The sequence below is a fragment of the Pseudomonas sp. GW458-11-26-14-LB4 genome, from assembly GCF_059423925.1.
The window spans coordinates 25,137-47,829 of the sequence record NZ_JBWKYU010000021.1 but is presented as its reverse complement, the minus strand read 5'-3'; the positions used below and the strand labels follow the sequence as shown (position 1 = coordinate 47,829).

Below are 22,693 nucleotides of genomic sequence, written 5' to 3'. Positions count from 1 at the left end.
ATCGTCCTCATCGTTCAAACACTTTGATAGCGCCCTAGCGTAATAGACACAGTGTGTGACGTTTAGATCTTATTGAGACGTTTTTGGTCTCGCTGTGCTACCCCTAATCTGACGTTGCACGAAGGTAGCAAGCACCGATCGCGTCCTTGCCCTGGGCACGGGCCAACGTGACAAGGCGCACCAACATCCGATTGCAGTCAGCCTCAGAAGCTCTTTGCTCGGTCATGACCGGCTGCCCGCCGATGAACATCACGAAAATCCAATGGGTAAGCATTTACGGCTCCTTTTCCATGCTAAACAGATCGCAGACAACCGAACCCGGTCCGCGGCAATTGGGCCAGCGGAATCGAGCTAGACCATTAAACTAAAGTAGCAGCCCTAGCCTTCTGACTTGATTTGCCCTTCGTGGTATGGCTATTTGTCATTACTCCACTCAAGGACGAAATCAGTGTCGATAAAACGAAAAATCGCCTACGCCCACTATTTGCCCGGCTGGGCATTCGATGGTGGAAACAGAGACACACTCAAGGCTAGTCGGCGGGTAGTGCCGGACGAATACGAAGAAGAGATGATGGGCAATCTGTTCTGCCCTGGGTGCTACACCAACGTCGAGCGTACGCCCAAGGAAAAGGACATATTCACCAACCAGCGCGACCCTTTTTACCGCCACCTGAAACGATGGCAGCATATTGGCTGCGTGCTCAGAGCAAAGAAACCGGTGGGCAAACGGTACGACTCTTGGGAAGAGGCTCGGCAAGCGATCGAACATGAACACCTGGCGATCGTGAAACAGTTCTTGCAGGAAAAACCAGAAGTCCGGCTGGAGTTGGAAGGCGAGTACGACGAAACACCGGTCGAAGACATCGATGGGCCTCTATCGGAGGTGCCTATAGGTCGGCACAACGGAGAATCATTCGAGCTTCCCAGCACAATTACTACCGTCGCCGGCATATGCCGAAGCTTCGAGAAAAACAAAGACAAATACTTTTTCCTACCTGAAGCTTCGCACGCAGTGAAATTAGCTGAGCTTCTCAAGAATGTGGCGGATGTTGATTACGATATTCTCGATACCCCACAAACGTCGCGCCTCTACTTCGGAAAGATCATCGCCAGCCGCAACGCGGGCAGCCATGACCTATCAACCCGAATGACCAAGCTGGTTTGTAATGGATCGGTGAAAGATTTCTACCTGAAGCTTCCAAATGGCTTCTGCCGTGACAAAGGCATTACTGACAATTCGCAGGGGCGCATTGTCATGTTCTTTGGGAAAATCACGCAGAGTGGAATTGGCTTAGCAGCAACGAATCTCGCTTGGGGCGAAATCGCCTTGGTTCCGGCTAAATACAATGAACTGTTGATGCCAGAGTGAGCGAAACGTAGAAACTCCTGACAGCAGGCCGGAGCAGGTCTATTTAATTGTGATCCTGGATCACCTTTGAACCTCCAGACCGAAGTGATTTTCCCTCACTTCGCTTTGCGATGAAGCGCCGAGGAATTCTCGGTAGTTCGAACCCCCTCACATCCGAGGTATTACCTCTCTGGGGGAAGATGTGCTCAAAACTGAGCGCATCGAGTACGCGACACGTTTTCATAATTCTCAAAACGTGTCGCGACACCTGCCATACCGAAATGGGAGGCCAGGTTCAGCCCCCATTGGGGGTTGCATGGATTTGAAATCCAACCAACTTCCCCCACTGGGGAGAGTTCCTCTAATGAGGAAAAGTCCCACCACTCCACCTGCACCGCAGCATGAACGACTGGGCTGAAAACTCAGCCGCGTATCATTTTGGATTCCGGCTACTTACTGCAACAAAATCCCTCCCCTTCTCGCCCGGCAAAACCAACTATTTCAGTCCCATTCAGTCCCATTTCGTGTAGCACCTGAGGTGCACCCTAAAAACACTGGATATAAGATCAGATCATGCCTAATGTGGGTTTGAAGCCAATTCAAATCCACTCGAGGCCATCCCATGAACACAGCCAAGACCGCTCGAGGTCGACAACATAAACCGACTCGCTCAGAGGTGGCCGCAGCGTGGGGCCGCCTGCGCGACGCTGCCAGCGAAGGAAGCATCCAAGCATCCGCCCTCCTCATCGCACTTGCGGAAAACAAACCGGTCATTGCCATGGAATCGCCCGCCGCATGACTGAACGCGACAAAAGCGGGAAATGGAAGCCCGGGCAGTCAGGCAACCCAGGTGGACGCTCCGGGCAAACACAGGAGCTTCGCGCTCGACTTGCCGAGGGTGCTGACGCAGTTACCAAGAAGGTGCTCGCTGCTGCCAAGAAGGGCGATATGCAGGCCTGCCGATTGATCCTTGAGCGCCTTGTCCCGCCAATCAAACCGACCTCTGAGCCGGTGCAATTCGAACTCGAAGACACGGACCTGCCGAGCGCAGCCAAATCAATCATGCGTGCTGTTGCCGGCGGACAACTCGCGCCCGACCAGGGCAAGTCGCTCATCGAAGGCTTGGGCGCCGTCGCCCGGGTGATCGAGGTCGCTGAGCTTCAAAAGGCCGTCGAAGAACTCCGCACGCAAATGGAGGGAATGCAGCAATGAGCATCAAGTCATTGAAAGCAGAACTGCAAAGGATCGCCCAGAAGATCGGCGCCGCAGATGAAACTGTACTGCTGATTGTGCTCGCGGTGATCCGAGCGAATACCAGAGAGACCCAAGCGGAAGAAGACTTTCCGAAAACCGCCGGGCACCAGGTCGACTATCGAATTCAGGGGCAAAACGTATCGCTTTTCTTCCCCTTCGCAGAAATGGATAGCGACCAGGGTGAGCAAATGGCGAAGGCCATCATTCTCCACACCCGGCAGACAGAACGGGCCGGCCGGACACCTCAAGTCGGCGTACTCAATATGCGCGCTGCGCCCGAGGAAGGGGCTTGGATCGTTACCTGGCCTCCTGAAGGTGTCTCGGTTGAGCAGCACGCTGCAGAGCATTACCAGCGGATCGTTGAGGCGCGCAATGAACATCCGTAACCAAATCGCCCGACTGAAGCAGGCGGCCGGCGACTCCAAATTTAGCAGCGACGTTCGGCAGATCAGCCAGCTGATGGACGAGTTGAGCACCGAAGCCGTCGACGCTGCCGCCGCCATCGGGGAAATCTCTCTTCTCGATATTTTCAACGCCTCTACATCCTCCACCGCCCTACCCCTATCCCAAACAATCCAAAGGTAACGCAATGAAAATCGGCAAACGCTCAGTTCTCAAGGTCGGCCTGGCCAACCTCCACTACTCCGAATACGAGCACTCTCGCATTGAGGCTCACACCTTCTCTATCCAGCGTCCGGACGGGACCAAAGGTGTATGGCAAGCCGGCGGCTTGATGAAGTCAGCTCGTCAGCTTCAGACACTGGCGCTGGAGACCTTCAAAGACTTCGGCGAAGAGATCGTCTCGATCCGGGAAAACAAAGATTTCAACTCGTCCGCGATCGAGCGCTTGAGCAAAGAGAAAATCGCAGGCGTGACAGACGCCCTACTTCCTGCAATGCAGTCGGTCGCGAAGGATATGCTCACCCTGGCCGAAACCGTCACCCAAGGCTTCTCTCCTGTCACTCCGCGCGCGAGTAGCGACATCGCAGGCTTTCTCGCAGACCAAGAACTGAGAGCCCTTGTGCGAGGCCTCAGTCCGGAAGAACGCCGCAACCTCATGTCCGAAGCGCGCCGGGGTGGTCACCCCGATATCGTCGAAGCAGTGCTGAGAGCAAATCCGATGCTCTCTGGCCTCAACTCTGAAGCAGCAGCGAGCCTTTCCCGGGCGGGCATCGCCGCCTCTCGCGCAGATGACATTGACGCTCTCCGTCAAATGCTGGCCGTCTACGACGATGTGCTTGCCACAACCTCTCAGGTCGGAGTGGCGCTCAGTGGAATGGTCGCGAATTCAGCCGGTTACGCGGGCCGGTTCGAAAAGTGGCGGTCGGGTTGTGACGGCTCAGAAGCGTTGCGCGCCTGGCTGGAAAAGATCCCTGCTCGAGGCGGGCCGAAGGCCGCAGAGGAAGAATCCGAAGCCGCGTAAGCGTTTCGAATGCGGCCGTCACGATGCGGCCGCCAACTGGGAGCAGATATCTTGACCACTTACCAGGAACGCTTCGCCGAGGCGTGCAAGACAACCCGCTTTGCACCCTACACGCTGAAACAAGGCCCTGACTCTGGCTACGTCGTGTGGGATGTCCAGCACGTCCGCGACGGCCAGAAGGTGACAATTGACGGGCCGTTCTTCACCGAGGACGAAGCTAGGGTTTCGGCCAACCTTCTACGCGGCACCTTCCGGGGTGCCAGGGCCTACCAAGGGATTCACGACCGGATCTGGAACTACGACCCGTGTCACGAACAGGTGACGGTCGACCAGGCGCGGATGTCGCGCTCGCTGCTCGCCATCCGACTGGGCGTTTCGGTGCCCAACAACAGCGCCGAAGGCGCCAAGGAGTAAACCATGGCAATGGCCACCAACTACGGCACCAAGACCCGAATCCTGCTTGGCGGCTCAGCCGGCAAGCTGTTCGGGCGCGAACACATTTACGAACTCTCCACCGGCGACACGCGGGAGGCCGTGAAGGCGATCGACGTCAACCATCCCGGTTTTGCGAAGTACCTCGCTGACGCGAGACGAAAGGGACTTGAGTTTGCGATTTTTCGGAACCGGAAAAACATCGGCGAGAAGGAACTGAAGATGGGTGGCGCACAGGAGATCCGAATAGTCCCGGTGATCGCCGGCAGCAAGCGTGCGGGCATATTTCAGACTGTGCTTGGTGTGGTTTTGATTGCGATGAGTTCAGTCACAAACGGCGCGACATTGGCACCTGGCATCGCACTCGCCGCCGGCGGCGTCATTCAGATGCTGAGCCCCCAAGCTACCGGTCTCAAACAAAGCTCATCTCCGGAAAACGCCCCGTCTTATGCTTTCGGCAGCGCCAAGAACACCACCGCAAGCGGCAACCCGGTGCCAATCTGCATCGGCGAGCGCCGGTGGGGCGGGATGATCATATCGGCGTCGATCTTTGCCGAGGACAAAACGTAAACAGAATTTGCGATCTAACTCACTCATCGTCCATCAATTTGAATACTCTCTTTACAATCATTAGTAAAGTGAGGACCAGATTCGCTGTTAAGAACACTGAAATCGAGAACAGCAAATTCTTAAAATCAAATTCTGCCAAAGCCCCCAAGATTCCTTCTACCGGGGGAGTCTTAGGCTTGGGAGCGCTGGTGAGATATGCAATCATACAGAGTACTGCCGAAAAAACCGAGATTATTATGGAGTAGGAAATATTTACTACCAGCTCACTGAGTAAGCTTTTGTGCGATGTAAATCGACGAATCATACTTTCTTCTGGAAACTCAGCAGGTGCTTCCTGCAACTCTTTTATACTTGCAGCAGGCTTTATAGCCCCACGATTCTTATCCGCTAGAGAGATCAGCTTTTCTGTGACACGTTTATTCTGATCATAAACCAGGACAAGCAAATTCAATAACAAGCCAGCAAAAATAGCACACACAGAAGTTAGCAGGCTTATCGTATTAGCCTTATCGGAAATCTCGCTATTAAAAACCAATACTGCTGTGGCAAAGGGGATCAATACGAATATAAAAAAATCCGAATAAGAAAAATCTTCAGAAGATGCGTCAAATATCGCCGACTTGAAATGCCTTCGCAATATGAACCATATATTAATTTTCTGGCTCATTTAGACACCTTCCCTAAAAACTCTTTTACCAGATCAGTCGCAAATTTATGTAGGCTCGCAGGGACAGGGCTACCATCGACCATCTCAACGTTATCTTCATCAATGTCAATAGCAGCAATCGGTTCGCCGTTTTTTAGTGAAAGGACCTTTTTGCGGCCGCCGGACTCCACAACTGCTTTAACATCTGCGGCGAAGTCGGAAAGGATCTCGACATATGTACGGTCACCGCCATCCATACTGCTTCGGAGACCTTTTATATTCGGAAAACCCCGACCTTTTTTTGGTTTCAAAATTAGGTCAGCTCGATCGACACCCAAGTTGTCTGCGATGTCAGCGCCGTTTTCGGTCAGAGCGTATCGGCCAAGACGAATTTCTTTAACCTCGGACTTATCCAACCATTCTTGCACCGACTTCTCATGTGCCAGGGGCGACATCTGCACGCTAAGCCCAACCATATTCTTAAAATATAAATTAAACTCACGATGAAAGAACGATTTTATCCCGCGATTTCCAGCTGTGTGCAGAAGAATAACCCCGGTCCTGCTTTTTGCTGGGATGCTAAAATTAAAATACAAAGATCGAACATCGCTTTCATCATGCTTCTTGCTGTATGTTTTTTTCTTGGTCTTAGTGTCTACGATACTACCTGCCAGCCCATACTCACCGTATTCGAGCCAGCCGAATACCGTTCGCGCTTTCTTTTCGACCTCAATAACCTCAACTGTTTTTTTAGCGTCCTTATCATCATGAAGAGACGCCTTCAAGGTCTCCATGAAGCTATGAATAAAGTCCAACATATCCCGAGTTCGGATATTGTCCAGTTCGTGATAACGCTCACTACGCGGGCCAGCAAGTAAATTGTCATGAACTTTGATCGTGTAAGCGGACAACGAGTGCATATGATTCCTTTCTATTTCTTGAGCTGGGCGCAGTGATATCGTTTTGACGTTACGAGCTTAGCTCGGAGGATCGTTCAGTACACGATTTTTTTAGCTATGCCTGAGCTGATACGCACAAATTCGGGTTTATTCGCCCTACCCGCTTGATAAGTAACACTCAAAGTGCAACAGTATTAGTAGAACACCTTAACTGATACGGACAGCACATCATGTTCATCCGCGCATACCTCCGAGCATCAACCGAAGAGCAGGACGCCGGCCGCGCTCGGGCATCACTTGAGCAATTCGCCACCGACCACAACAAGGTGATCGCGAGTGTGTACCTGGAGAACGCCAGCGGCGCGTCGGCAGATCGGCCGGAGCTGCTACGCCTGCTCAAAGATGCGCGAAAGGGTGACGTACTGCTTGTGGAGTCGATAGACCGCCTCTCGCGCCTTCCTGTGGAGGATTGGCAGAAGCTCAAGGCTGCGATCGACTCCAAAGGCCTGCGCATCGTTGCGCTTGATCTGCCAACGAGCCATCAAGGAATGCAGGACACCAAAGGTGATGAGTTCACCGGCCGAATGCTTGGCGCGATCAACTCGATGCTGGTGGAGATGATGGCGGCGATCGCGCGCAAGGATTACGAGCAGCGTCGCGAGCGGCAGGCCCAGGGTATCGAGAAGGCGAAAGCCGCCGGCAAGTACCAGGGTCGACCAGTCGATGAAGATCTTCACAAGCGTGTTGCGGAACTACTCGACGCCGGCTTGGGCATTCGCGCTACAGCTCGGCACGCCAACTGTTCGACAACGACAGTTCTACGGATAAGGGATCTGGCTAAGGTCTGAGTGCAAAATAAAAAGCCCTGCAAGGGCAGGGCTTTGGCTTCCTAAGTATCAAACGGGCTCAAGCCGAGTGATGTCTGGATGCTCACGGCTTTTTGCTTCCCAAAGATCATAAGCAGATTGCATCGCCAGCCACTGGCGACCGCTGCTCAATCCGGCCATTTCCAATCGAAACGCCATCTCAGCGCTTATGCTGGTGTGTCCATTAAGGACAGTAGAAAAGTGGGCGCGCGAATAGCCCAGGTGCTCAGCTAAATCTCCAACACCCATCCTCAATGCCGGAAGCACGTCTTCGCGTAAGATTTCCCCAGGGTGGGGCGGATTGTGCATAGGCATAGTCATTACCCTCCTGTCAGTGGTAATCGCAATAATCCAAAAGCTCAACGTCTGAGCCGTTGAATTGGAAGATCACGCGCCAGTTGCCTGAAACTGTGACCGACCAGAAACTCGCCAGGTTCCCCTTGAGTTGATGCAAGCGATAGCCCGGAATGTCCATATCACTCGGTTTAACAGCGACGTCAAGAGCACCAAGGATGCGGATCAAGCGAGCAGCGTGCTCGGCCTGAATACCCCGGGTCGTCCGTGTTAAGTAAAAGTCCCGAAGGCCCTTATGCTTGAAGGTCGTTATCATGATCGGAGTGTAGGGTGGGGCCGAACACCCAGCAAGGCAACGCCCCATTGATTGTTGCTATGGAGAGCAACGCGGATGTCGAAAGGTTGAAATACGTAGTGAATTCGCTGATTCACGGATAACAACTTCGACGGCGGCGCCAGTCTTTTCTGATCTCCCTGCTGCCACCCTGCTGTCACAGAGAAAATACGAAGAATGCAGAAAAACTGGAGACGCCCGGAATATATGGTGTCCCAGGGCAGGTTCGAACTGCCAACCTTCCCCTTAGGAGGGGGATGCTCTATCCAATTGAGCTACTGGGACACAAATCTGTCGGTGCGACAGACGGCGTGCATGTTAACGGCCGGGCCCTGTTTTGTCATGTCGTCCGCAGGGCTTTTTAAGTGTAGGCAGGCGCCTTGCAAGGGTGCCGGACGTTTTACCGTGCAATTTGCATCGCCGCAAAAAGCCATCATTGCAGAATGCAATGCGTGCACTTCGAAAAACCCTGCTAAATGCTTATTTTTAAAGGATTTAACAGCGGTTAGACTATTGGCACGACGGCTGCTTTACCGATTCTTATACAAGAACAATCGGAGACTCGTCTCATGAACAGCGCCCTCGTGTTCGCAAACGCAATCGCACTGGCCGTCCTGGTGGGCTTTCACTTCGTCCCCGAGGACGACGAGAAAGTGGCCGGGCGCATGCCGCATTACCTGCAAGTGCAGAAGGCGCCGCAATGGGCGGTGTTGAGCGATCAGAGCTTCGCCCCGCAAGCGGTCAGCGAATCTGAACAGGCGTTGCCGGCGCATTCGACTGAACGTCTGGTTTTTTGAAATATCCTCAGGAGTACAGCATGTCTAAGTCAGCTGCAGGATTTCTGATCCTCGCCTTATTGAGTGGCCTCGGGCATTTTTCGCTGTTCGAGCAAACCGAAATATCCCTGCCCCTGATCGGTTGCGGCGTCTTTTCGGCGCTGTTCGTATTGGCGCTGGTGGCCGGGCGCAAGATCAAGTTTGATCCGGTATTGCGCTAAACCTGACCAGCTCCAGCAAATGATTGACGGCATCGGCCAGGTCGCCCGAGTTGTCGATCAGGTGCACAGGGCTGTCGGTTGAACGCCTGTCCTTGAACAGCGTGTTACGGGCCAGCCTCGCATCGATCTGCTCAAGCGTCTCCCGGCCACGCCGGAGCAGGCGCTCACGCAGGACATCATCCCGAACCGTGAGCAACACCGGCACTAGCGTCGGGTAGTGTTCCAGCGTTTGCCGGAGGTTCGCCCGAGAGCCGTTCACCAGGACGTGCTTACCGGCTTTCAACCACTGATCCATCTCCGCAGGAATCCCGTAGGAAAGGCCGTTGGCCTCCCACCACAGCGAGAATTTGCCTGCATGCTGACGCTGCTGGAACTCCTGCGGCGTCACGCCGATCGCATCCTCGCCCATGGATTCGGCCGAACGGGTGATCACGCGCCTGATGATTTCGCAGTCCAACGCCCGTAAAGGTTCACGCGCAGCCTCGATCAGAGTGTCCTTGCCAGAGCCGGAAGGTCCCATGAGGTAAATCAGCCTGCCATCCATCCTGAAAACGCCCTCCGGCGGGCATTTGCCCCTAGTAAATCGGCCATTTGCCACTATCCTGTACAAGGTAAGGAACAACGATTCAACCCGCATAGCATGCACGTTCTGACGCCTTCGGGCATCAGTCGACATGTTTCAGGACGCGGTCAGCGATACGGGCCGATGCTTTCTTTTCAAACCAGTCCGCATTTCTGATAATTGGTGCTGGCATTACGCCTTTACCCGGATCAATATTTGTCACAGAATTGACGCCAATGATCTGGCAATTTTGAGGCATGATGCGCGCCTCTTAACAATTCAGGTTGAACCATTTGGCGCGGATGCTTGTCCTACCACTCATCCTGCGGCCAATCCCGAGAACCGCTCCCCTGAACTAACCGGTTAAATATATGCGCCCATTGAAACAGGCAATTTATTCCAGCCGTACGGCTGACAAGTTCGTCGTACGTCTGCCAGACGGAATGCGTGAACGCATTGCCGAGGTGGCTCGCAATCATCATCGCAGCATGAACTCCGAGATCATTGCGCGCCTTGAGCAGAGTCTTATTCAGGAAGGTGCACTGGGCGAAGAGCTGAGCATGCGCCTGGACAGCCCGGAGCTGTCACTGCACGAACGCGAGTTGCTGCAACGCTTCCGCCAACTCTCCCATCGCCAGCAGAACGCGCTGGTTTCTCTGATCGCCCACGACGCCGAAATGGCCGCAGACGCATCCTGAGTCAAACCGAACATCTCAAGCCAGCATGAATGCTGGCTTTTTTTTGCCTGCGATTCGGGCTACTTACAGGCGAAAAAAAGCCCGCCAATTGGCGGGCTGTTTTTTATGCAGTCGGTCAGAGCAGGAAAATCGTCGCCAGCCCCAGGAAGATGAAGAATCCGCCACTGTCGGTCATGGCCGTGATCATCACACTGGCGCCCATCGCCGGATCGCGACCCATCTTGGCCAGCGTCATCGGGATCAACACCCCCATCAATGCTGCCAGCAACAGGTTCAACGTCATGGCAGCCGTCATCACCACGCCCAACGACCAGCTGCCGTAGAGCAAGTAAGCGACCACACCGATCACACCGCCCCAGACCAGGCCGTTAATCAACGCCACGGCCAACTCTTTGCGCATCAGGCGCGAGGTGTTGCCGGTGCTGACCTGATCGAGCGCCATGGCGCGAACGATCATGGTAATCGTCTGGTTGCCGGAGTTGCCGCCAATGCCCGCCACGATCGGCATCAGCGCCGCCAGGGCCACCAGCTTCTCGATCGAACCTTCGAACAGGCCGATCACCCGCGATGCGACGAATGCGGTGATCAGGTTGATCGCCAGCCACGCCCAACGGTTGCGCAGGGACTTCCAGACGGAGGCGAAAATATCTTCCTCTTCACGCAGACCCGCCATGTTGAGGACTTCGCTTTCGCTCTCCTCACGAATCAGGTCGACCATCTCGTCGATGGTCAGACGGCCGATCAGCTTGCCGTTCTTGTCGACCACGGGGGCCGAGATCAAGTCGTAACGTTCGAACGCCTGAGCGGCGTCATAGGCGTCCTCGTCCGGGTGAAAACTCACCGGGTCACTGGCCATGACCTCGGAAACCTGTTTCTCCGGGTCATTCACCAGCAAACGCTTGATCGGCAGCACGCCCTTGAGCACGCCGTCGTAGTCGACCACGAACAGTTTGTCGGTATGGCCCGGCAATTCTTTGAGGCGACGCAGGTAACGCAGAACCACTTCGAGACTGACATCCTCACGGATGGTCACCATCTCGAAGTCCATCAGCGCGCCGACCTGCTCCTCGTCGTAGGAGAGGGCCGAACGCACACGCTCGCGTTGCTGCTGGTCCAGAGTCTCCATCAGCTCATGGACGACGTCTCGCGGCAGCTCGGAGGCCAGGTCAGCAAGTTCGTCGGCATCCATGTCCTTGGCCGCAGCCAGGAGCTCATGATCGTCCATGTCGGCGATCAGGGTTTCACGGACGGAATCGGATACTTCGAGAAGAATGTCGCCGTCGCGATCGGCCTTGACCAGTTGCCAGAGCGTCAGACGATCGTCCAGCGGCAGGGCTTCAAGAATGTAGGCGACGTCGGCGGAGTGCAGATCGTCGAGCTTGCGTTGCAATTCGACGAGGTTTTGCCGGTGGACCAGGTTCTCGACCCGGTCATGATGCGGGCCTTCCTGGCGATGAGTCAGGTCTTCGACGACCCGCTGGCGCTGCAGCAGCTCGACGACCTGAGCCAGGCGATCCTGCAGGCTTTCCTGTGTTTTCTTTACTTCGATTTCGGACATAGGCGAACTCCACTCCCAGCAGCGGGGCACGCCGGAAGGATCAATCAGTCAATTCATGATTGGTGAAACGGGTTACTGAATAACTACTGGGTAAGTCCATGGAGGTTTTCCATAAGCCCCGGCGGGGCTGACGGGCGCAATGATACACCGCCTGACGGTTTTAAACGTTAAAAAATAGTGGCTGAAACAAGCGCTTGCGAGACAAAGCTGAGCACTGTCCTGATCCTTCACACTGCGACGACGCATCCTGAAAAGAAAACACACCGGCGGTGAAAAAACTGCCGACTACGCTTGAGAACAATCGTCATGGAGGACGCCGAATGCCATCGAAAACATCCCGATTCATGCTGACCACCCTGCTCTGCCTGCCCGCCATCGGGAGCGCAACGACACTTCATCGTTGCGAAGCTTCAGATGGTCACGTCACGTTCACCACGCTGAGCTGCGCGAACGATGAGCACCTTTCATTGCAGGAAGTTCGCCCCTACTCGCCTGGCTCCACAGTCACCCTGATACCCGAAGCCCGGCACGAAGAAATATCCGGTATGAATATCAGAAAGCGAGAAATGGCCGTCGTCGGGCGCACCCAAGACAAATGTGGAGATCTGATCGACGCGCGACAGAAACGCGAGGCGATCATCAATCAACGAATCATCGCCGGCATGAGCCAACAGGATGTTGAAAGCGCCTTGGGCAAACCCGACAAGGTGAGCATCCGAAATTCGGCAACGAGTTATCGTTACGACCTCAAGCGAGGCCGCAGTGCTCAAATCGATTTTGATGAGAAAGGATGCGTGACGGGAAAAGCCAAATCCCGGACAGCAAAAAGCCCGCGTTAAACGCGGGCTTTTCGGTATATGGTGCACTCGACAGGATTCGAACCTGTGACCGCTCGGTTCGTAGCCGAGTACTCTATCCAGCTGAGCTACGAGTGCAATTTGTGTTTTTAGACCAGACCACAACTGGCTGTAACCAAGTCATCCGCATTGCTGCAATTGACTCTTAAATGGTGCACTCGACAGGATTCGAACCTGTGACCGCTCGGTTCGTAGCCGAGTACTCTATCCAGCTGAGCTACGAGTGCATTTTGTGTTTTTAGACCAGATCACAACTGGTTGAAACCGAGTCATCTGCATCGCTGCAATTGACTCTTAAATGGTGCACTCGACAGGATTCGAACCTGTGACCGCTCGGTTCGTAGCCGAGTACTCTATCCAGCTGAGCTACGAGTGCATTTGTTGCGCCGCATTATAGCCCGTCTAATCTCTATTCCAACCACTTTTTCTATAAATTTCAATAACTTACAGAAAAAGCCAGATTACAACGTACTAAGCAAATAATGGCGGAGAACGGGGGATTCGAACCCCCGACACCCTTTTGAGGTGTACTCCCTTAGCAGGGGAGCGCCTTCGGCCACTCGGCCAGCTCTCCGCAACACGGGGCGTATATTAACCACCTTCTTCCCCGTTTGCAAACATAAAAATCGATAAAAATTAATGGCTTGGTTCTTCGTCCTTCTCTTTCTTTATACGCAGATAGATTTCTTCACGGTGCACGGCCACCTCTTTCGGGGCGTTGACGCCGATACGCACTTGATTTCCTTTAACGCCGAGCACGGTCACGGTGATTTCGCCATCACCGATAATCAGGCTTTCTGCGCACCGACGAGTCAGAATCAGCATACCTTTCTCCTCACGCGAATCATTTCAGGGACAACAGTCTGCAAAAAAAAGGCACCCGACCTACAACCGGAGCGATCGTAGCCCTACATGCCTGAGTATTGACCAGCGCGAGCAAAAGAACAGTTCAGGGCCCACGCCATTCAAAAAATAAAGGGCGCGGTCAGACCGCGCCCTTCAGACAACGCATCACTCGCCCTGACGGGCCGGAGCGTCGAGTTCGAAAGCCGTGTGCAGGGCGCGCACGGCCAGTTCCAGGTACTTCTCTTCGATCACTACGGAAACCTTGATTTCCGAGGTCGAGATCATCTGGATGTTGATGCTTTCTTTTGCCAGGGATTCAAACATGCGGCTGGCCACGCCTGCGTGGGAACGCATGCCGACGCCGACGATCGAGACCTTGGCAATCTTGGTGTCGCCAACCACTTCACGGGCACCGATCTCGCGAGCGGTGTTTTCCAGCACGGTCTGCGCAGACTGGTAGTCGTTGCGGTGCACGGTGAAGGTGAAGTCAGTGGTGTTATCGTGCGCGACGTTCTGCACGATCATGTCGACTTCGATGTTCGCGGCACTGATCGGGCCGAGAATCTTGAACGCCACGCCCGGGGTGTCTGGCACGCCACGGATGGTCAGCTTGGCTTCATCGCGGTTGAAAGCGATGCCGGAAATGATCGGCTGTTCCATGGTTTCCTCTTCATCAATAGTAATGAGGGTGCCCGGACCCTCCTTGAAGCTGTGCAGTACGCGCAGCGGAACGTTGTACTTGCCGGCGAATTCCACCGCGCGGATCTGCAGCACCTTGGAACCGAGGCTGGCCATTTCCAGCATCTCTTCAAAGGTGATCTTGTCCAGACGCTGAGCAACCGATACCACACGCGGGTCAGTGGTGTAGACACCATCGACGTCGGTGTAGATCTGGCACTCGTCAGCCTTCAGCGCAGCGGCCAGCGCCACACCGGTGGTGTCGGAACCACCACGACCCAGGGTCGTGATGTTGCCGTGCTCGTCGACGCCCTGGAAACCAGCGACCACCACCACGCGACCTGCTTTCAGGTCACCGCGAATCTTCTGGTCATCAATCTGCAAGATACGCGCTTTATTGTGCGCGCTGTCCGTCAGGATCCGCACCTGGTTGCCGGTGTACGACACCGCCGGCACACCGCGCTTGATCAGCGCCATGGCCAACAGGGCGATCGTCACCTGCTCACCGGTGGAAACGATCACGTCCAGTTCACGCGGAACCGGTTGATCTTCGCCACTGATTTGCTTGGCCAGATCGATCAGACGGTTGGTTTCGCCGCTCATTGCAGACAGCACAACCACCAGGTCATCGCCGGCATCGCGGAATTTCTTAACCTTGTCGGCGACCTGCTCGATTCTCTCGACAGTGCCGACCGAGGTGCCTCCAAATTTCTGTACGATCAAAGCCATTTCAAAGCCGCCTCTGCCCATGAAGGGCGCCCAATAATCACTCAAACAGCCGTCGGGCCCGCCACTAGACTGCGGGCCCGACGGGCCGCCTTATAAACCCTGCTCGACGAATGGAACGGTCAGCGCCAGTGCGCCATCCAGTGCGCCGGCGTCGACACCGCCGCCCTGCGCCATGTCCGGACGACCACCGCCCTTCCCGCCCACTGCCGCAGCAGCCTGTTTCATCAAATCACCGGCTTTGAGTTGGCCAGTCAGGTCCTTGGTTACGCCTGCAACCAGTACGACCTTTTCCTCATGGACACTGCCGAGCAGGATCACTGCGCGGCCGAGTTTGTTTTTCAGCTGATCGACCAGCGCCAGCAGCGCCTTGCCGTCCTGACCATCCAGACGCACGGCCAGCACTTTCACGCCCTTGACGTCCACGGCCGAAGCCGACAGATCGTCGCCAGCGGCAGCAGCGGCCTTGGCCTGCAACTGCTCGAGCTGCTTCTCAAGCGCACGGTTGCGCTCCAGCACAGCCGACAGCTTGTCGATCAGGTTGTCGCGGCTGCCCTTGACCAGGCTGGCCGCTTCCTTGAGTTGTTCTTCAGCAGCGTTCAAGTAAGCCAGCGCCGCAGCGCCGGTGACCGCTTCAATACGACGCACACCCGATGCCACACCGCCTTCGCTGATGATTTTCAGCAGGCCGATGTCGCCGGTACGGTTGGCGTGGATACCGCCGCACAGTTCGACGGAGAAATCACCGCCCATGCTCAGCACGCGCACGTTGTCGCCGTACTTCTCGCCAAACAGCGCCATCGCGCCCTTCTGCTTGGCGGTTTCGATGTCGGTTTCTTCGGTTTCAACGGCGGAGTTCTTGCGAATCTCGGCGTTGACGATGTCTTCCAGCGCCTTGATCTGCTCAGGCTTGATCGCTTCGAAGTGGCTGAAGTCGAAACGCAGGCGCTGACTGTCGACCAAAGAACCTTTCTGTTGAACGTGGTCGCCCAGCACTTTGCGCAACGCAGCGTGCAGCAGGTGAGTGGCCGAGTGGTTCAGCGAAGTGGCGTGACGCACGTCAGCTTCGACGTGGGTTTCCACCGGTGCGCCAACGATCAGGCTGCCCGACGCCAGTACGCCGTGGTGCAGGAACGCGCCGCCGGTCTTGGTGGTGTCGCGCACGTCGAAACGGCTGTTGCCGGCCTGCAGGTAACCGCAATCGCCGACCTGGCCACCGGATTCGGCGTAGAACGGGGTCTGGTTCAGCACCACAACGCCTTCCTGCCCTTCACTCAAGACGTCCACGGACTGGCCATCTCTATAGAGAGCAACGACTTTCGCCGAACCGCTGGTGGCGTGATAACCGGTGAACTCGGTATCGACGTCAACCTTGACCAGGCTGTTGTAGTCCAGACCGAACGAGCTGGCGGAACGTGCACGGACGCGCTGGGCTTCCATTTCACGCTCGAAACCGGCTTCGTCGATGGTCAGGCTGCGCTCGCGGGCGATGTCCGCGGTCAGGTCCATCGGGAAACCGTAGGTGTCGTAGAGTTTGAACACCACGTCGCCTGGAACCACGTCGCCTTTGAGCTCGGCCAGATCCTGCTCGAGGATTTTCAGGCCCTGCTCCAGGGTCTTGGCGAACTGCTCTTCTTCGGCTTTCAGTACGCGCTCGATGTGCGCCTGCTGGGATTTCAGCTCCGGGAACGCTTCGCCCATCTCGGCCACGAGTGCGGCAACGATCTGATAGAAGAAGCTGCCCTTGGCGCCCAGCTTGTTGCCGTGACGGCAAGCGCGACGGATGATCCGGCGCAGTACGTAACCGCGACCTTCGTTGGACGGCAACACGCCGTCGGCTATCAGGAAGCCGCAGGAACGAATGTGGTCAGCCACGACTTTCAGCGACGCCTGAGCGTCGTTGGTGCAGCCGATGGCCTTGGCCGATGCGGCCAGCAGGCTCTGGAACAGGTCGATTTCATAGTTCGAGTGAACGTGCTGCAGCACGGCACTGATCCGCTCAAGACCCATGCCGGTGTCCACCGACGGGGCTGGCAGCGGGTGCAACACGCCATCGGCGGTGCGGTTGAACTGCATGAATACGTTGTTCCAGATTTCGATGTAACGGTCGCCGTCTTCTTCTGGCGAGCCCGGTGGGCCGCCCCAGATGTCGGCGCCGTGATCGTAGAAAATCTCGGTGCAAGGACCGCACGGGCCGGTATCGCCCATGGTCCAGAAGTTGTCGGAGGCGTATGGCGCGCCCTTGTTGTCGCCGATGCGCACCATGCGCTCGGCCGGCACACCGACTTCCTTGGTCCAGATGTCGTAGGCCTCGTCATCGCTGGCGTAGACGGTGACCCACAGTTTTTCCTTCGGCAGGTTCAGCCACTTCTCGGAGGTCAGGAAGTTCCAGGCGTAGGTGATGGCATCACGCTTGAAGTAGTCGCCGAAGCTGAAGTTACCCAGCATTTCGAAGAAGGTGTGGTGACGGGCGGTGTAACCGACGTTTTCCAGGTCGTTGTGCTTGCCGCCGGCGCGCACGCATTTCTGGCTGGAGACGGCGCGGGTGTACGCGCGCTTTTCCTGGCCCAGGAAGCAGTCCTTGAACTGGTTCATCCCCGCGTTGGTGAACAGCAGGGTTGGGTCGTTGCCCGGAATCAAAGAGCTGGAGGCTACACGGGTGTGGCCTTGCTCTTCGAAGAAGCGAAGGAAGGCTTCACGGATTTCTGCGCTTTTCATTAGGTTCTTCCACGGAGGCTGCGGCCAAAGGCCTGTACGAAACGTCAACAGACGAAACGACGGCAAAGGGCCGCATTATATCGGCCCTGCGCGCGGGGTACAGCGTGTTTATACGATAGAAACGGTCAATTGGGTGGCTAACGCTGTCACTTGCGCGAAAACTCGACGAATGTCGCGATCACTTGCTCGATTTGCGAGCGATTGACGTCCATGTGCGTGACCATCCGCAGGCGGGCGGCAGCGCTCAATTTGATCCCGCGCTCGGCAGCGAAAGCCTTGATCGCCTCGGCACGGTCGCCCATCTGCACGTAAACCATGTTGGTCTGCACCGGCTCGACGCTGAAACCGGCCTCGCGCAGGCCTTCAGCCAGATACTGGGCGTTGGCATGGTCATCCGCCAGACGCTCGACGTTGTGATCCAGCGCGTACAGCCCGGCCGCCGCCAGCAATCCAGCCTGACGCATGCCGCCACCGACCATTTTGCGCAGGCGCCGGGCCTTTGCAATCAACGCCGACGAACCGCACAGCACCGACCCCACAGGCGCGCCGAGGCCTTTGGACAGGCACACCGAGACCGAATCGAAATATTGGGTGATTTCCCGAGCATCGACCCCGAGCTTGACCGCCGCGTTGTACAGCCGCGCGCCGTCCAGATGCAGTTGCAGGCCGTTGTCCCGAGTGAACTGGCGGGCCCGGGCCAGATAGTCCAGCGGCAACACTTTGCCCTGCATGGTGTTTTCCAGCGCCAGCAGGCGCGTACGGGCGAAGTGGAAATCGTCGGGCTTGATCGCCGCGGCCACCTGATCCAGGTCCAGCGAGCCGTCGGCCTGCACTTCCAGCGGCTGTGGTTGAATCGAACCGAGTACCGCTGCGCCGCCGCCCTCGTACTTATAGGTGTGCGCCTGCTGACCGACGATGTATTCGTCACCGCGCTCGCAGTGTGCCATCAGGCCCAGCAGGTTGCTCATGGTCCCGGTCGGGACGAACAGCGCGGCGGCGAAACCCAGCCGTTTTGCCAGTTCGGCTTCCAGACGATTGACCGTCGGATCTTCGCCATACACGTCATCGCCGGTGTCGGCGCGGGTCATCGCGTCAAGCATGGCGGGGGTCGGTTGAGTGACGGTGTCGCTGCGAAGATCGATAACGCTCATGAACCTGGCCTCAAGTCAGCTGGGGAAATCCCTTTACGAAGGTGAATTACTGCGGGCACGGCGCGGATTAATCAACCCTCGCGCAAGGAAAAGTCGTTTCCTGTGCTTCGAAAAATCCGATGGCAATCATCACAAAGGCGCAATGCACAGCCCGGCAATCTGTGTTAAAAACGCTGCGCCGCCCGATAAAGGGCGGCGAAACGTTCTCAGGGCGGGGTGCAATTCCCCACCGGCGGTAATTGCGCGCAATGCGCATAGCCCGCGAGCGCTTGGTGTCAGGCACGGCAAAAACCGTGAGCGGCGGCAAGGTCAGCAGACCCGGTGTGATTCCGGGGCCGACGGTCATAGTCCGGATGAAGAGAGAACGGGATTGACGCCAAAGGGCCGTCCGCCGTGTTCGCGCGAGCGTGCGTACCCTTGAATCCCTTTCGATTCATAACGCCCTGTTTTTCACACAAACAGGAGTCAGAACATGCAACCCACCGCTATCGACAGCAAAAGCAAACACACTCACGGCGAGCGCGTCGCGTTCATCCAGGCCTGCTGGCACAAGGAAATCGTCGACCAGAGCCGTAAGGGTTTCCTCGCCGAAATGATCGCTCAGGGGTATCAGGAATCGGACATCGATTTCTTCGAAGTCGGCGGCGCCTTTGAAATGCCTCTGCACGCCAAGCTGCTGGCCAAGACCGGTCGTTATGCCGGTATCGTTGCCGCCGCCCTGGTGGTGGACGGCGGAATCTACCGTCACGAGTTCGTTGCCCAGTCGGTCGTCAGCGGCCTGATGCAGGTGCAGCTGGAAACCGAAGTGCCGGTGTTCTCGGTGTCGCTGACCCCGCACCACTTCCATGCCGGCGAAGAACACCAGAAGTTCTTCTTCGAGCATTTCGTGCACAAAGGTCAGGAAGCGGCGAAGACCTGCGCCGATACGTTGCAGAAAGTGCGTGCATTGCGCCGCACCGAGCCGCGTGCTGTAGCGGTCTGATGCAATAACGATCTCCCCCGCGCGCGGCGTGGGGGAGGTTCAGTTTCAGGCAAGATTTTCGTCAGTGGTCGGCACGATCAGAATGCCCGCCCGCAGGCCGTTCTTGACCTTGGGGTTGGGGAAGATGATCCGCGCGCCCTGCTCTTCGATGATCCAGCGGGTATTGGCCAGGTCTTCGGCCAGCACATAACCCACATCCAGTTCCGAAAAGTTTTCGATGTCCGCCGGCAGGTTCAGGCGGAACGCATCGCTGTGCTTGATGATTTCCCGTGCCACGCTGAACAGTTGCAGACCGTCCAGGCCCTGCTCGGCCATTTCCGGCTCAGTGCCTTCGATGATCTGCTTCAGGCGGGTTTCCAGCAGTGACACATTGACCCCGGCGTTCTGCCCGAACGGCCGCGCCTTGCCCAGCTCCAGCGTGAAGGACTCGGCCCCCAGCTTGTCGTAGGTGTAGGAGCTGAACACGATCGACGGCTTGTTCTGCAACAGCACCGCCTCCATGCCGGCCGCGCGCAGGCGGGCCAGTTCAAGACGGGAATGCTGGCGACCTTCCTTCCACGGATACAAGGCGAACTGCTCGATTTTCGAACCGCGAATTGCGGTGTGCAGGTCGTAGTGCAGGCGCTGACGGTCAGGAAGACTGAAGAAACTCGCCGCCAGGCGTTCCAGCTCGCAGGCGCGCAGGGCTTCGGAACCGCTGCTTTGTTCGTGACGGCCGTTGAACAGCCGATTGACGTCCTGCTCGACGAAACGTTCGCCCTTGCGAATCGCTTCCGGGTTGCCGAACAGGAACAGAATGCGTGCGCGCGGCTTCAGATCGCCGCGAGCGATGTCATGCAGCAACCGGTCGAGCAATTCGATCGGTGCCGTTTCGTTGCCGTGGATGCCTGCCGACAGCAGCAGGTCCAGACCATTGTCGCGCGCTTCGGGTGGCCGGACTTCCAGCGCCCCCTCGCTCAACCAGCGCATGCGCACGCCTTCGACAGTCAGTTGAGTCTTCTCCGCCGGTTCGCGGCCGGCGAGGGTCAGTTCAAGCAGTTTGCCGAGGGCGAGCATAGAGCGGTTTCCTTAGTGGTCGTGATTGCAATCCGGGCCGTGCACGTGACCGTCATCGTCGCCGAGGTCAGCCGGTTCCATCTCCAGTTGCAGACTTACCAGATTAGTCGCCAATGGGCGCAACAGCAGGTTGGCGTACTCTTCGTCGCCCTCTTCGACGTCCACGCCGATCAACAGTTGGCCGCGGCCGTCCTGCTGGATCCACAGCTCTTTGCCTTGCCACATGACCGCGACGCGGGTGCAGGAAGTTTCCAGTTGCTTGCCGTCGGTGTCTTCAAGGATCAGCCGCAGGGAATCGCTCATGTCTTTTTTACGCTCTGTTGGGGGAGACAAGCCGCGCGCCACGTTCAGGCGGCACGCCGGCCATCAATTGATCTGGAATGGATAAACCGCGCCCAGTTTAAGGATTTGCGTCAGTTCATCCAGTGCCGTCCGGCATTCAAGCAGCAATTGCGGATCCGCCAGATCACTTTCGGTCAGGCGGTCGCGATAGTGCTTTTCAACCCATTCGGTCAACGAACCGTACAACGGGGCGGTCATGATAACCCCTGGGTTGACGGCCGCCAGCTCGGTTTCGTTGAGCGCGACACGCAGACGCAGGCACGCCGGGCCACCGCCGTTCTGCATGCTTTGCTTGAGGTCGAAGACTTTGACTTCGCGAATCAGGCCGCCGGAGCTGGTCAGGCCTTGCAGGTAATTCCACACGCGCTCGTTGCCACGGCACTCTTCCGGCACGATCAGCAGCATCGAACCGTCAGGACGCGACAGCAACTGGCTGTTGAACAGGTAGGAACGCACCGCGTCGTCCACGGTGACCGCCGAACGCGGCACGCAGACCGACTGGAAGTTGCCGCCAACCTTCGCCAGTTTGGCTTGCAGTTCAGCCAGCATCTGATCGGTGTCGAGGAACGCGTCCTCGTGATAGAACAGCACCTCGCCGTTGCCCACCGCGATCACGTCGTTGTGGAACACGCCCTGATCGATCACCGCAGGATTCTGTTGCGCGTAGACCACGCCGTCGTCACGCAGACCGTGCAAACGAGCGACCGCTTGCGACGCTTCGAGGGTCTGACGCGCCGGGTATTTCTGCGGTGCCGGGTAACGGGTGTCGAACGCACTGCGCCCGAACACGAAGAACTCAACGCCGGCCTCGCCGTACTCACGACAGAAACGCGTGTGGTTGGCTGCGCCTTCGTCACCGAACTGCGCCACCGCCGGCAATGCGGCGTGGTGCGCGAAGTGCTGCTGATTGGCGAACATCGCGCCCAGCACGCGACTGGTGGTCGGGTGCTCAATGCTGCGGTGGTATTTGCAGTTCAGGTTGGCGGCGGTGAAGTGCACGCGACCGTCAGCGGTGTCGGCACTCGGGCTGACCGTGGCGGCGTTGGCCACCCACATGCTCGACGCGGAGCAACTGGCAACCAGCAGCGGCATCGCTTCTTTGGCGGCACGCTCGATCACCTGAGCGTCGGTGCCGCTGAAACCCAGACGGCGCAAGGCAGCCACATCCGGACGCTCTTGCGGTGCGAGAACGCCCTGCTGAAAGCCCATTTCCATCAGCGCTTTCATTTTCGCCAGGCCTTGCAGCGCCGCTTCCTTCGGGTTCGAAGACTGCTGGCTGTTGCTCTGGGACGCAACGTTGCCGTAGGACAGACCACCGTAGTTATGGGTCGGCCCCACTAGACCGTCAAAATTGACTTCATAGGATTTCATCAGCGAGGCTCCACGAGAATCTGTTGTTATAGGCTTCAGTAACTATTCTTTGAGACCGCGGCGCGGCCATCGCCAGCAGGCTGGC

At 56.9% G+C, this 22,693-nt stretch carries 27 protein-coding genes, 5 tRNA genes and 1 riboswitch; of the genes, 13 read left to right on the top strand and 19 right to left on the bottom strand.

Annotation, left to right across the window (positions count from 1 at the left end; all coding sequences use genetic code 11):
- Positions 1–103 precede the first annotated feature (103 nt).
- Positions 104–274 carry a hypothetical protein gene (locus tag AC07XZ_RS23630; protein WP_158247733.1) on the bottom strand — a complete coding sequence of 57 codons (171 nt, stop codon included), beginning with the start codon at positions 272–274 and terminating at the stop codon, positions 104–106.
- A 174-nt stretch (positions 275–448) separates the two neighbouring features.
- On the opposite strand from AC07XZ_RS23630, the gene AC07XZ_RS23625 reads away from it, so the two are divergent.
- The 7 genes from AC07XZ_RS23625 to AC07XZ_RS23595 all read left to right on the top strand — a co-directional run bounded on the left by AC07XZ_RS23625 (position 449) and on the right by AC07XZ_RS23595 (position 5,027).
- Complete coding sequence (locus tag AC07XZ_RS23625) at positions 449–1,369, top strand: hypothetical protein (protein ID WP_102688162.1); 921 nt, start codon at positions 449–451, stop codon at positions 1,367–1,369.
- Between the two features lie 774 nt (positions 1,370–2,143).
- Positions 2,144–2,560 carry a DUF5681 domain-containing protein gene (locus tag AC07XZ_RS23620; RefSeq protein ID WP_102688163.1) on the top strand — a complete coding sequence of 139 codons (417 nt, stop codon included), beginning with the start codon at positions 2,144–2,146 and terminating at the stop codon, positions 2,558–2,560.
- Positions 2,557–2,988 (top strand): hypothetical protein, encoded by a 432-nt coding sequence (locus tag AC07XZ_RS23615; RefSeq protein ID WP_102688164.1) that lies wholly within the window; start codon positions 2,557–2,559, stop codon positions 2,986–2,988. Before AC07XZ_RS23620 ends, AC07XZ_RS23615 begins: the two co-directional genes overlap by 4 nt.
- Positions 2,975–3,187 carry a hypothetical protein gene (locus AC07XZ_RS23610; RefSeq protein ID WP_256590586.1) on the top strand — a complete coding sequence of 71 codons (213 nt, stop codon included), beginning with the start codon at positions 2,975–2,977 and terminating at the stop codon, positions 3,185–3,187. Before AC07XZ_RS23615 ends, AC07XZ_RS23610 begins: the two co-directional genes overlap by 14 nt.
- 4 nt (positions 3,188–3,191) lie before the next feature.
- The gene (locus tag AC07XZ_RS23605; RefSeq protein ID WP_102688165.1) at positions 3,192–4,025 is read left to right on the top strand and encodes a hypothetical protein; all 834 of its coding nucleotides are present in this window, start codon (positions 3,192–3,194) and stop codon (positions 4,023–4,025) included.
- A gap of 51 nt (positions 4,026–4,076) precedes the next feature.
- The gene (locus AC07XZ_RS23600) at positions 4,077–4,439 is read left to right on the top strand and encodes a hypothetical protein (RefSeq protein ID WP_371921036.1); all 363 of its coding nucleotides are present in this window, start codon (positions 4,077–4,079) and stop codon (positions 4,437–4,439) included.
- A 3-nt stretch (positions 4,440–4,442) separates the two neighbouring features.
- Entirely contained in the window at positions 4,443–5,027 is a 585-nt protein-coding gene (locus tag AC07XZ_RS23595; protein WP_102688167.1) for a tail assembly protein, read from the top strand.
- A 19-nt stretch (positions 5,028–5,046) separates the two neighbouring features.
- Here AC07XZ_RS23595 and AC07XZ_RS23590 read toward each other — a convergent pair whose 3' ends face one another.
- Positions 5,047–5,694, bottom strand: coding sequence for a hypothetical protein (locus AC07XZ_RS23590; RefSeq protein WP_102688168.1), 648 nt, complete (start codon positions 5,692–5,694; stop codon positions 5,047–5,049).
- Positions 5,691–6,593 carry a hypothetical protein gene (locus AC07XZ_RS23585; RefSeq protein WP_102688169.1) on the bottom strand — a complete coding sequence of 301 codons (903 nt, stop codon included), beginning with the start codon at positions 6,591–6,593 and terminating at the stop codon, positions 5,691–5,693. Before AC07XZ_RS23585 ends, AC07XZ_RS23590 begins: the two co-directional genes overlap by 4 nt.
- A 209-nt stretch (positions 6,594–6,802) precedes the next feature.
- Between AC07XZ_RS23585 and AC07XZ_RS23580 the strand changes: the two genes are divergently transcribed.
- Positions 6,803–7,420 (top strand): recombinase family protein, encoded by a 618-nt coding sequence (locus tag AC07XZ_RS23580; protein ID WP_102688170.1) that lies wholly within the window; start codon positions 6,803–6,805, stop codon positions 7,418–7,420.
- 48 nt (positions 7,421–7,468) lie between these two features.
- On the opposite strand, the gene AC07XZ_RS23575 is transcribed toward AC07XZ_RS23580, so the two are convergent.
- From AC07XZ_RS23575 to AC07XZ_RS23565, 3 genes are all read right to left on the bottom strand, one after another.
- A complete protein-coding gene (locus AC07XZ_RS23575; RefSeq protein WP_102688175.1) occupies positions 7,469–7,753 on the bottom strand; it encodes a HigA family addiction module antitoxin in 285 nt (94 codons plus the stop codon).
- 16 nt (positions 7,754–7,769) lie between these two features.
- The gene (locus tag AC07XZ_RS23570) at positions 7,770–8,048 is read right to left on the bottom strand and encodes a type II toxin-antitoxin system RelE/ParE family toxin (RefSeq protein WP_102688174.1); all 279 of its coding nucleotides are present in this window, start codon (positions 8,046–8,048) and stop codon (positions 7,770–7,772) included.
- 226 nt (positions 8,049–8,274) lie between these two features.
- A tRNA-Arg gene (locus tag AC07XZ_RS23565) sits at positions 8,275–8,351 on the bottom strand.
- A 284-nt stretch (positions 8,352–8,635) separates the two neighbouring features.
- On the opposite strand from AC07XZ_RS23565, the gene AC07XZ_RS23560 reads away from it, so the two are divergent.
- Together AC07XZ_RS23560 and AC07XZ_RS23555 are read left to right on the top strand one after the other, a co-directional pair.
- Entirely contained in the window at positions 8,636–8,863 is a 228-nt protein-coding gene (locus AC07XZ_RS23560) for a hypothetical protein (RefSeq protein ID WP_102688171.1), read from the top strand.
- 20 nt (positions 8,864–8,883) lie between these two features.
- Positions 8,884–9,063, top strand: a complete 180-nt coding sequence (locus tag AC07XZ_RS23555) for a PA3371 family protein (protein WP_085745123.1) — start codon at positions 8,884–8,886, stop codon at positions 9,061–9,063.
- On the opposite strand, the gene phnN is transcribed toward AC07XZ_RS23555, so the two are convergent.
- A complete protein-coding gene (gene phnN / locus AC07XZ_RS23550) occupies positions 9,038–9,607 on the bottom strand; it encodes a phosphonate metabolism protein/1,5-bisphosphokinase (PRPP-forming) PhnN (protein WP_102688176.1) in 570 nt (189 codons plus the stop codon). The two genes, AC07XZ_RS23555 and phnN, sit on opposite strands and share 26 nt — an antisense overlap.
- Before the next feature lie 389 nt (positions 9,608–9,996).
- Here phnN and AC07XZ_RS23545 point away from each other — a divergent pair, with 389 nt between their 5' ends.
- On the top strand, positions 9,997–10,323 hold the full coding sequence (locus AC07XZ_RS23545; RefSeq protein WP_003178899.1) for an Arc family DNA-binding protein: 327 nt from the start codon (positions 9,997–9,999) through the stop codon (positions 10,321–10,323).
- Positions 10,324–10,438: 115 nt separating this feature from the next.
- Here the strand turns inward: AC07XZ_RS23545 and mgtE are convergent, their stop codons facing one another.
- A complete protein-coding gene (gene mgtE, locus AC07XZ_RS23540) occupies positions 10,439–11,881 on the bottom strand; it encodes a magnesium transporter (protein ID WP_007960287.1) in 1,443 nt (480 codons plus the stop codon).
- 320 nt (positions 11,882–12,201) lie between these two features.
- Between mgtE and AC07XZ_RS23535 the strand changes: the two genes are divergently transcribed.
- On the top strand, positions 12,202–12,720 hold the full coding sequence (locus AC07XZ_RS23535; RefSeq protein ID WP_085745125.1) for a cell envelope protein SmpA: 519 nt from the start codon (positions 12,202–12,204) through the stop codon (positions 12,718–12,720).
- Positions 12,721–12,739: 19 nt separating this feature from the next.
- Here AC07XZ_RS23535 and AC07XZ_RS23530 read toward each other — a convergent pair.
- The 8 genes from AC07XZ_RS23530 to ltaE all read right to left on the bottom strand — a co-directional run bounded on the left by AC07XZ_RS23530 (position 12,740) and on the right by ltaE (position 18,857).
- Positions 12,740–12,816: transfer RNA gene (locus AC07XZ_RS23530), tRNA-Arg, on the bottom strand.
- A gap of 72 nt (positions 12,817–12,888) precedes the next feature.
- A tRNA-Arg gene (locus tag AC07XZ_RS23525) sits at positions 12,889–12,965 on the bottom strand.
- 72 nt (positions 12,966–13,037) lie between these two features.
- A tRNA-Arg gene (locus AC07XZ_RS23520) sits at positions 13,038–13,114 on the bottom strand.
- A 107-nt stretch (positions 13,115–13,221) separates the two neighbouring features.
- Positions 13,222–13,312, bottom strand: a tRNA-Ser gene (locus AC07XZ_RS23515).
- 62 nt (positions 13,313–13,374) lie between these two features.
- On the bottom strand, positions 13,375–13,563 hold the full coding sequence (gene csrA / locus AC07XZ_RS23510; protein ID WP_002554426.1) for a carbon storage regulator CsrA: 189 nt from the start codon (positions 13,561–13,563) through the stop codon (positions 13,375–13,377).
- 186 nt (positions 13,564–13,749) lie between these two features.
- Positions 13,750–14,991, bottom strand: a complete 1,242-nt coding sequence (locus tag AC07XZ_RS23505; protein WP_007951048.1) for an aspartate kinase — start codon at positions 14,989–14,991, stop codon at positions 13,750–13,752.
- Between the two features lie 90 nt (positions 14,992–15,081).
- Positions 15,082–17,706: an alanine--tRNA ligase gene (alaS, locus tag AC07XZ_RS23500; protein WP_102688615.1), complete on the bottom strand. Its 2,625-nt coding sequence runs from the start codon at positions 17,704–17,706 to the stop codon at positions 15,082–15,084.
- A gap of 146 nt (positions 17,707–17,852) precedes the next feature.
- Positions 17,853–18,857, bottom strand: coding sequence for a low-specificity L-threonine aldolase (gene ltaE / locus AC07XZ_RS23495; RefSeq protein WP_085745127.1), 1,005 nt, complete (start codon positions 18,855–18,857; stop codon positions 17,853–17,855).
- Between the two features lie 198 nt (positions 18,858–19,055).
- A riboswitch (FMN riboswitch) is annotated at positions 19,056–19,227 on the top strand.
- Between the two features lie 102 nt (positions 19,228–19,329).
- Between ltaE and AC07XZ_RS23490 the strand changes: the two genes are divergently transcribed.
- Complete coding sequence (locus AC07XZ_RS23490; protein ID WP_011335530.1) at positions 19,330–19,839, top strand: 6,7-dimethyl-8-ribityllumazine synthase; 510 nt, start codon at positions 19,330–19,332, stop codon at positions 19,837–19,839.
- A gap of 45 nt (positions 19,840–19,884) precedes the next feature.
- Here AC07XZ_RS23490 and astE read toward each other — a convergent pair whose 3' ends face one another.
- The 3 genes from astE to astB all read right to left on the bottom strand — a co-directional run bounded on the left by astE (position 19,885) and on the right by astB (position 22,608).
- Entirely contained in the window at positions 19,885–20,895 is a 1,011-nt protein-coding gene (astE, locus tag AC07XZ_RS23485; RefSeq protein ID WP_007951052.1) for a succinylglutamate desuccinylase, read from the bottom strand.
- Positions 20,896–20,907: 12 nt separating this feature from the next.
- Entirely contained in the window at positions 20,908–21,198 is a 291-nt protein-coding gene (locus AC07XZ_RS23480; protein ID WP_064598799.1) for a hypothetical protein, read from the bottom strand.
- Positions 21,199–21,261: 63 nt separating this feature from the next.
- On the bottom strand, positions 21,262–22,608 hold the full coding sequence (astB, locus tag AC07XZ_RS23475; RefSeq protein WP_102688616.1) for an N-succinylarginine dihydrolase: 1,347 nt from the start codon (positions 22,606–22,608) through the stop codon (positions 21,262–21,264).
- Between the last annotated feature and the right edge of the window lie 85 nt (positions 22,609–22,693).

Bases quoted from the DNA above. Each gene is read 5' to 3' on its own strand.
- AC07XZ_RS23535 (WP_085745125.1), top strand. From the start codon at position 12,202: ATGCCATCGAAAACATCCCGATTCATGCTGACCACCCTGCTCTGCCTG.
- AC07XZ_RS23490 (WP_011335530.1), top strand. From the start codon at position 19,330: ATGCAACCCACCGCTATCGACAGCAAAAGCAAACACACTCACGGCGAG.
- AC07XZ_RS23580 (WP_102688170.1), top strand. From the start codon at position 6,803: ATGTTCATCCGCGCATACCTCCGAGCATCAACCGAAGAGCAGGACGCC.
- phnN (WP_102688176.1), bottom strand. From the start codon at position 9,607: ATGGATGGCAGGCTGATTTACCTCATGGGACCTTCCGGCTCTGGCAAG.
- AC07XZ_RS23620 (WP_102688163.1), top strand. From the start codon at position 2,144: ATGACTGAACGCGACAAAAGCGGGAAATGGAAGCCCGGGCAGTCAGGC.
- AC07XZ_RS23595 (WP_102688167.1), top strand. From the start codon at position 4,443: ATGGCAATGGCCACCAACTACGGCACCAAGACCCGAATCCTGCTTGGC.
- AC07XZ_RS23615 (WP_102688164.1), top strand. From the start codon at position 2,557: ATGAGCATCAAGTCATTGAAAGCAGAACTGCAAAGGATCGCCCAGAAG.
- astE (WP_007951052.1), bottom strand. From the start codon at position 20,895: ATGCTCGCCCTCGGCAAACTGCTTGAACTGACCCTCGCCGGCCGCGAA.
- AC07XZ_RS23570 (WP_102688174.1), bottom strand. From the start codon at position 8,048: ATGATAACGACCTTCAAGCATAAGGGCCTTCGGGACTTTTACTTAACA.
- ltaE (WP_085745127.1), bottom strand. From the start codon at position 18,857: ATGAGCGTTATCGATCTTCGCAGCGACACCGTCACTCAACCGACCCCC.
- AC07XZ_RS23545 (WP_003178899.1), top strand. From the start codon at position 9,997: ATGCGCCCATTGAAACAGGCAATTTATTCCAGCCGTACGGCTGACAAG.
- AC07XZ_RS23555 (WP_085745123.1), top strand. From the start codon at position 8,884: ATGTCTAAGTCAGCTGCAGGATTTCTGATCCTCGCCTTATTGAGTGGC.
- alaS (WP_102688615.1), bottom strand. From the start codon at position 17,706: ATGAAAAGCGCAGAAATCCGTGAAGCCTTCCTTCGCTTCTTCGAAGAG.
- mgtE (WP_007960287.1), bottom strand. From the start codon at position 11,881: ATGTCCGAAATCGAAGTAAAGAAAACACAGGAAAGCCTGCAGGATCGC.
- AC07XZ_RS23585 (WP_102688169.1), bottom strand. From the start codon at position 6,593: ATGCACTCGTTGTCCGCTTACACGATCAAAGTTCATGACAATTTACTT.
- astB (WP_102688616.1), bottom strand. From the start codon at position 22,608: ATGAAATCCTATGAAGTCAATTTTGACGGTCTAGTGGGGCCGACCCAT.
- AC07XZ_RS23630 (WP_158247733.1), bottom strand. From the start codon at position 274: ATGCTTACCCATTGGATTTTCGTGATGTTCATCGGCGGGCAGCCGGTC.
- AC07XZ_RS23610 (WP_256590586.1), top strand. From the start codon at position 2,975: ATGAACATCCGTAACCAAATCGCCCGACTGAAGCAGGCGGCCGGCGAC.
- csrA (WP_002554426.1), bottom strand. From the start codon at position 13,563: ATGCTGATTCTGACTCGTCGGTGCGCAGAAAGCCTGATTATCGGTGAT.
- AC07XZ_RS23575 (WP_102688175.1), bottom strand. From the start codon at position 7,753: ATGCCTATGCACAATCCGCCCCACCCTGGGGAAATCTTACGCGAAGAC.
- AC07XZ_RS23480 (WP_064598799.1), bottom strand. From the start codon at position 21,198: ATGAGCGATTCCCTGCGGCTGATCCTTGAAGACACCGACGGCAAGCAA.
- AC07XZ_RS23590 (WP_102688168.1), bottom strand. From the start codon at position 5,694: ATGAGCCAGAAAATTAATATATGGTTCATATTGCGAAGGCATTTCAAG.
- AC07XZ_RS23560 (WP_102688171.1), top strand. From the start codon at position 8,636: ATGAACAGCGCCCTCGTGTTCGCAAACGCAATCGCACTGGCCGTCCTG.
- AC07XZ_RS23505 (WP_007951048.1), bottom strand. From the start codon at position 14,991: ATGGCTTTGATCGTACAGAAATTTGGAGGCACCTCGGTCGGCACTGTC.
- AC07XZ_RS23605 (WP_102688165.1), top strand. From the start codon at position 3,192: ATGAAAATCGGCAAACGCTCAGTTCTCAAGGTCGGCCTGGCCAACCTC.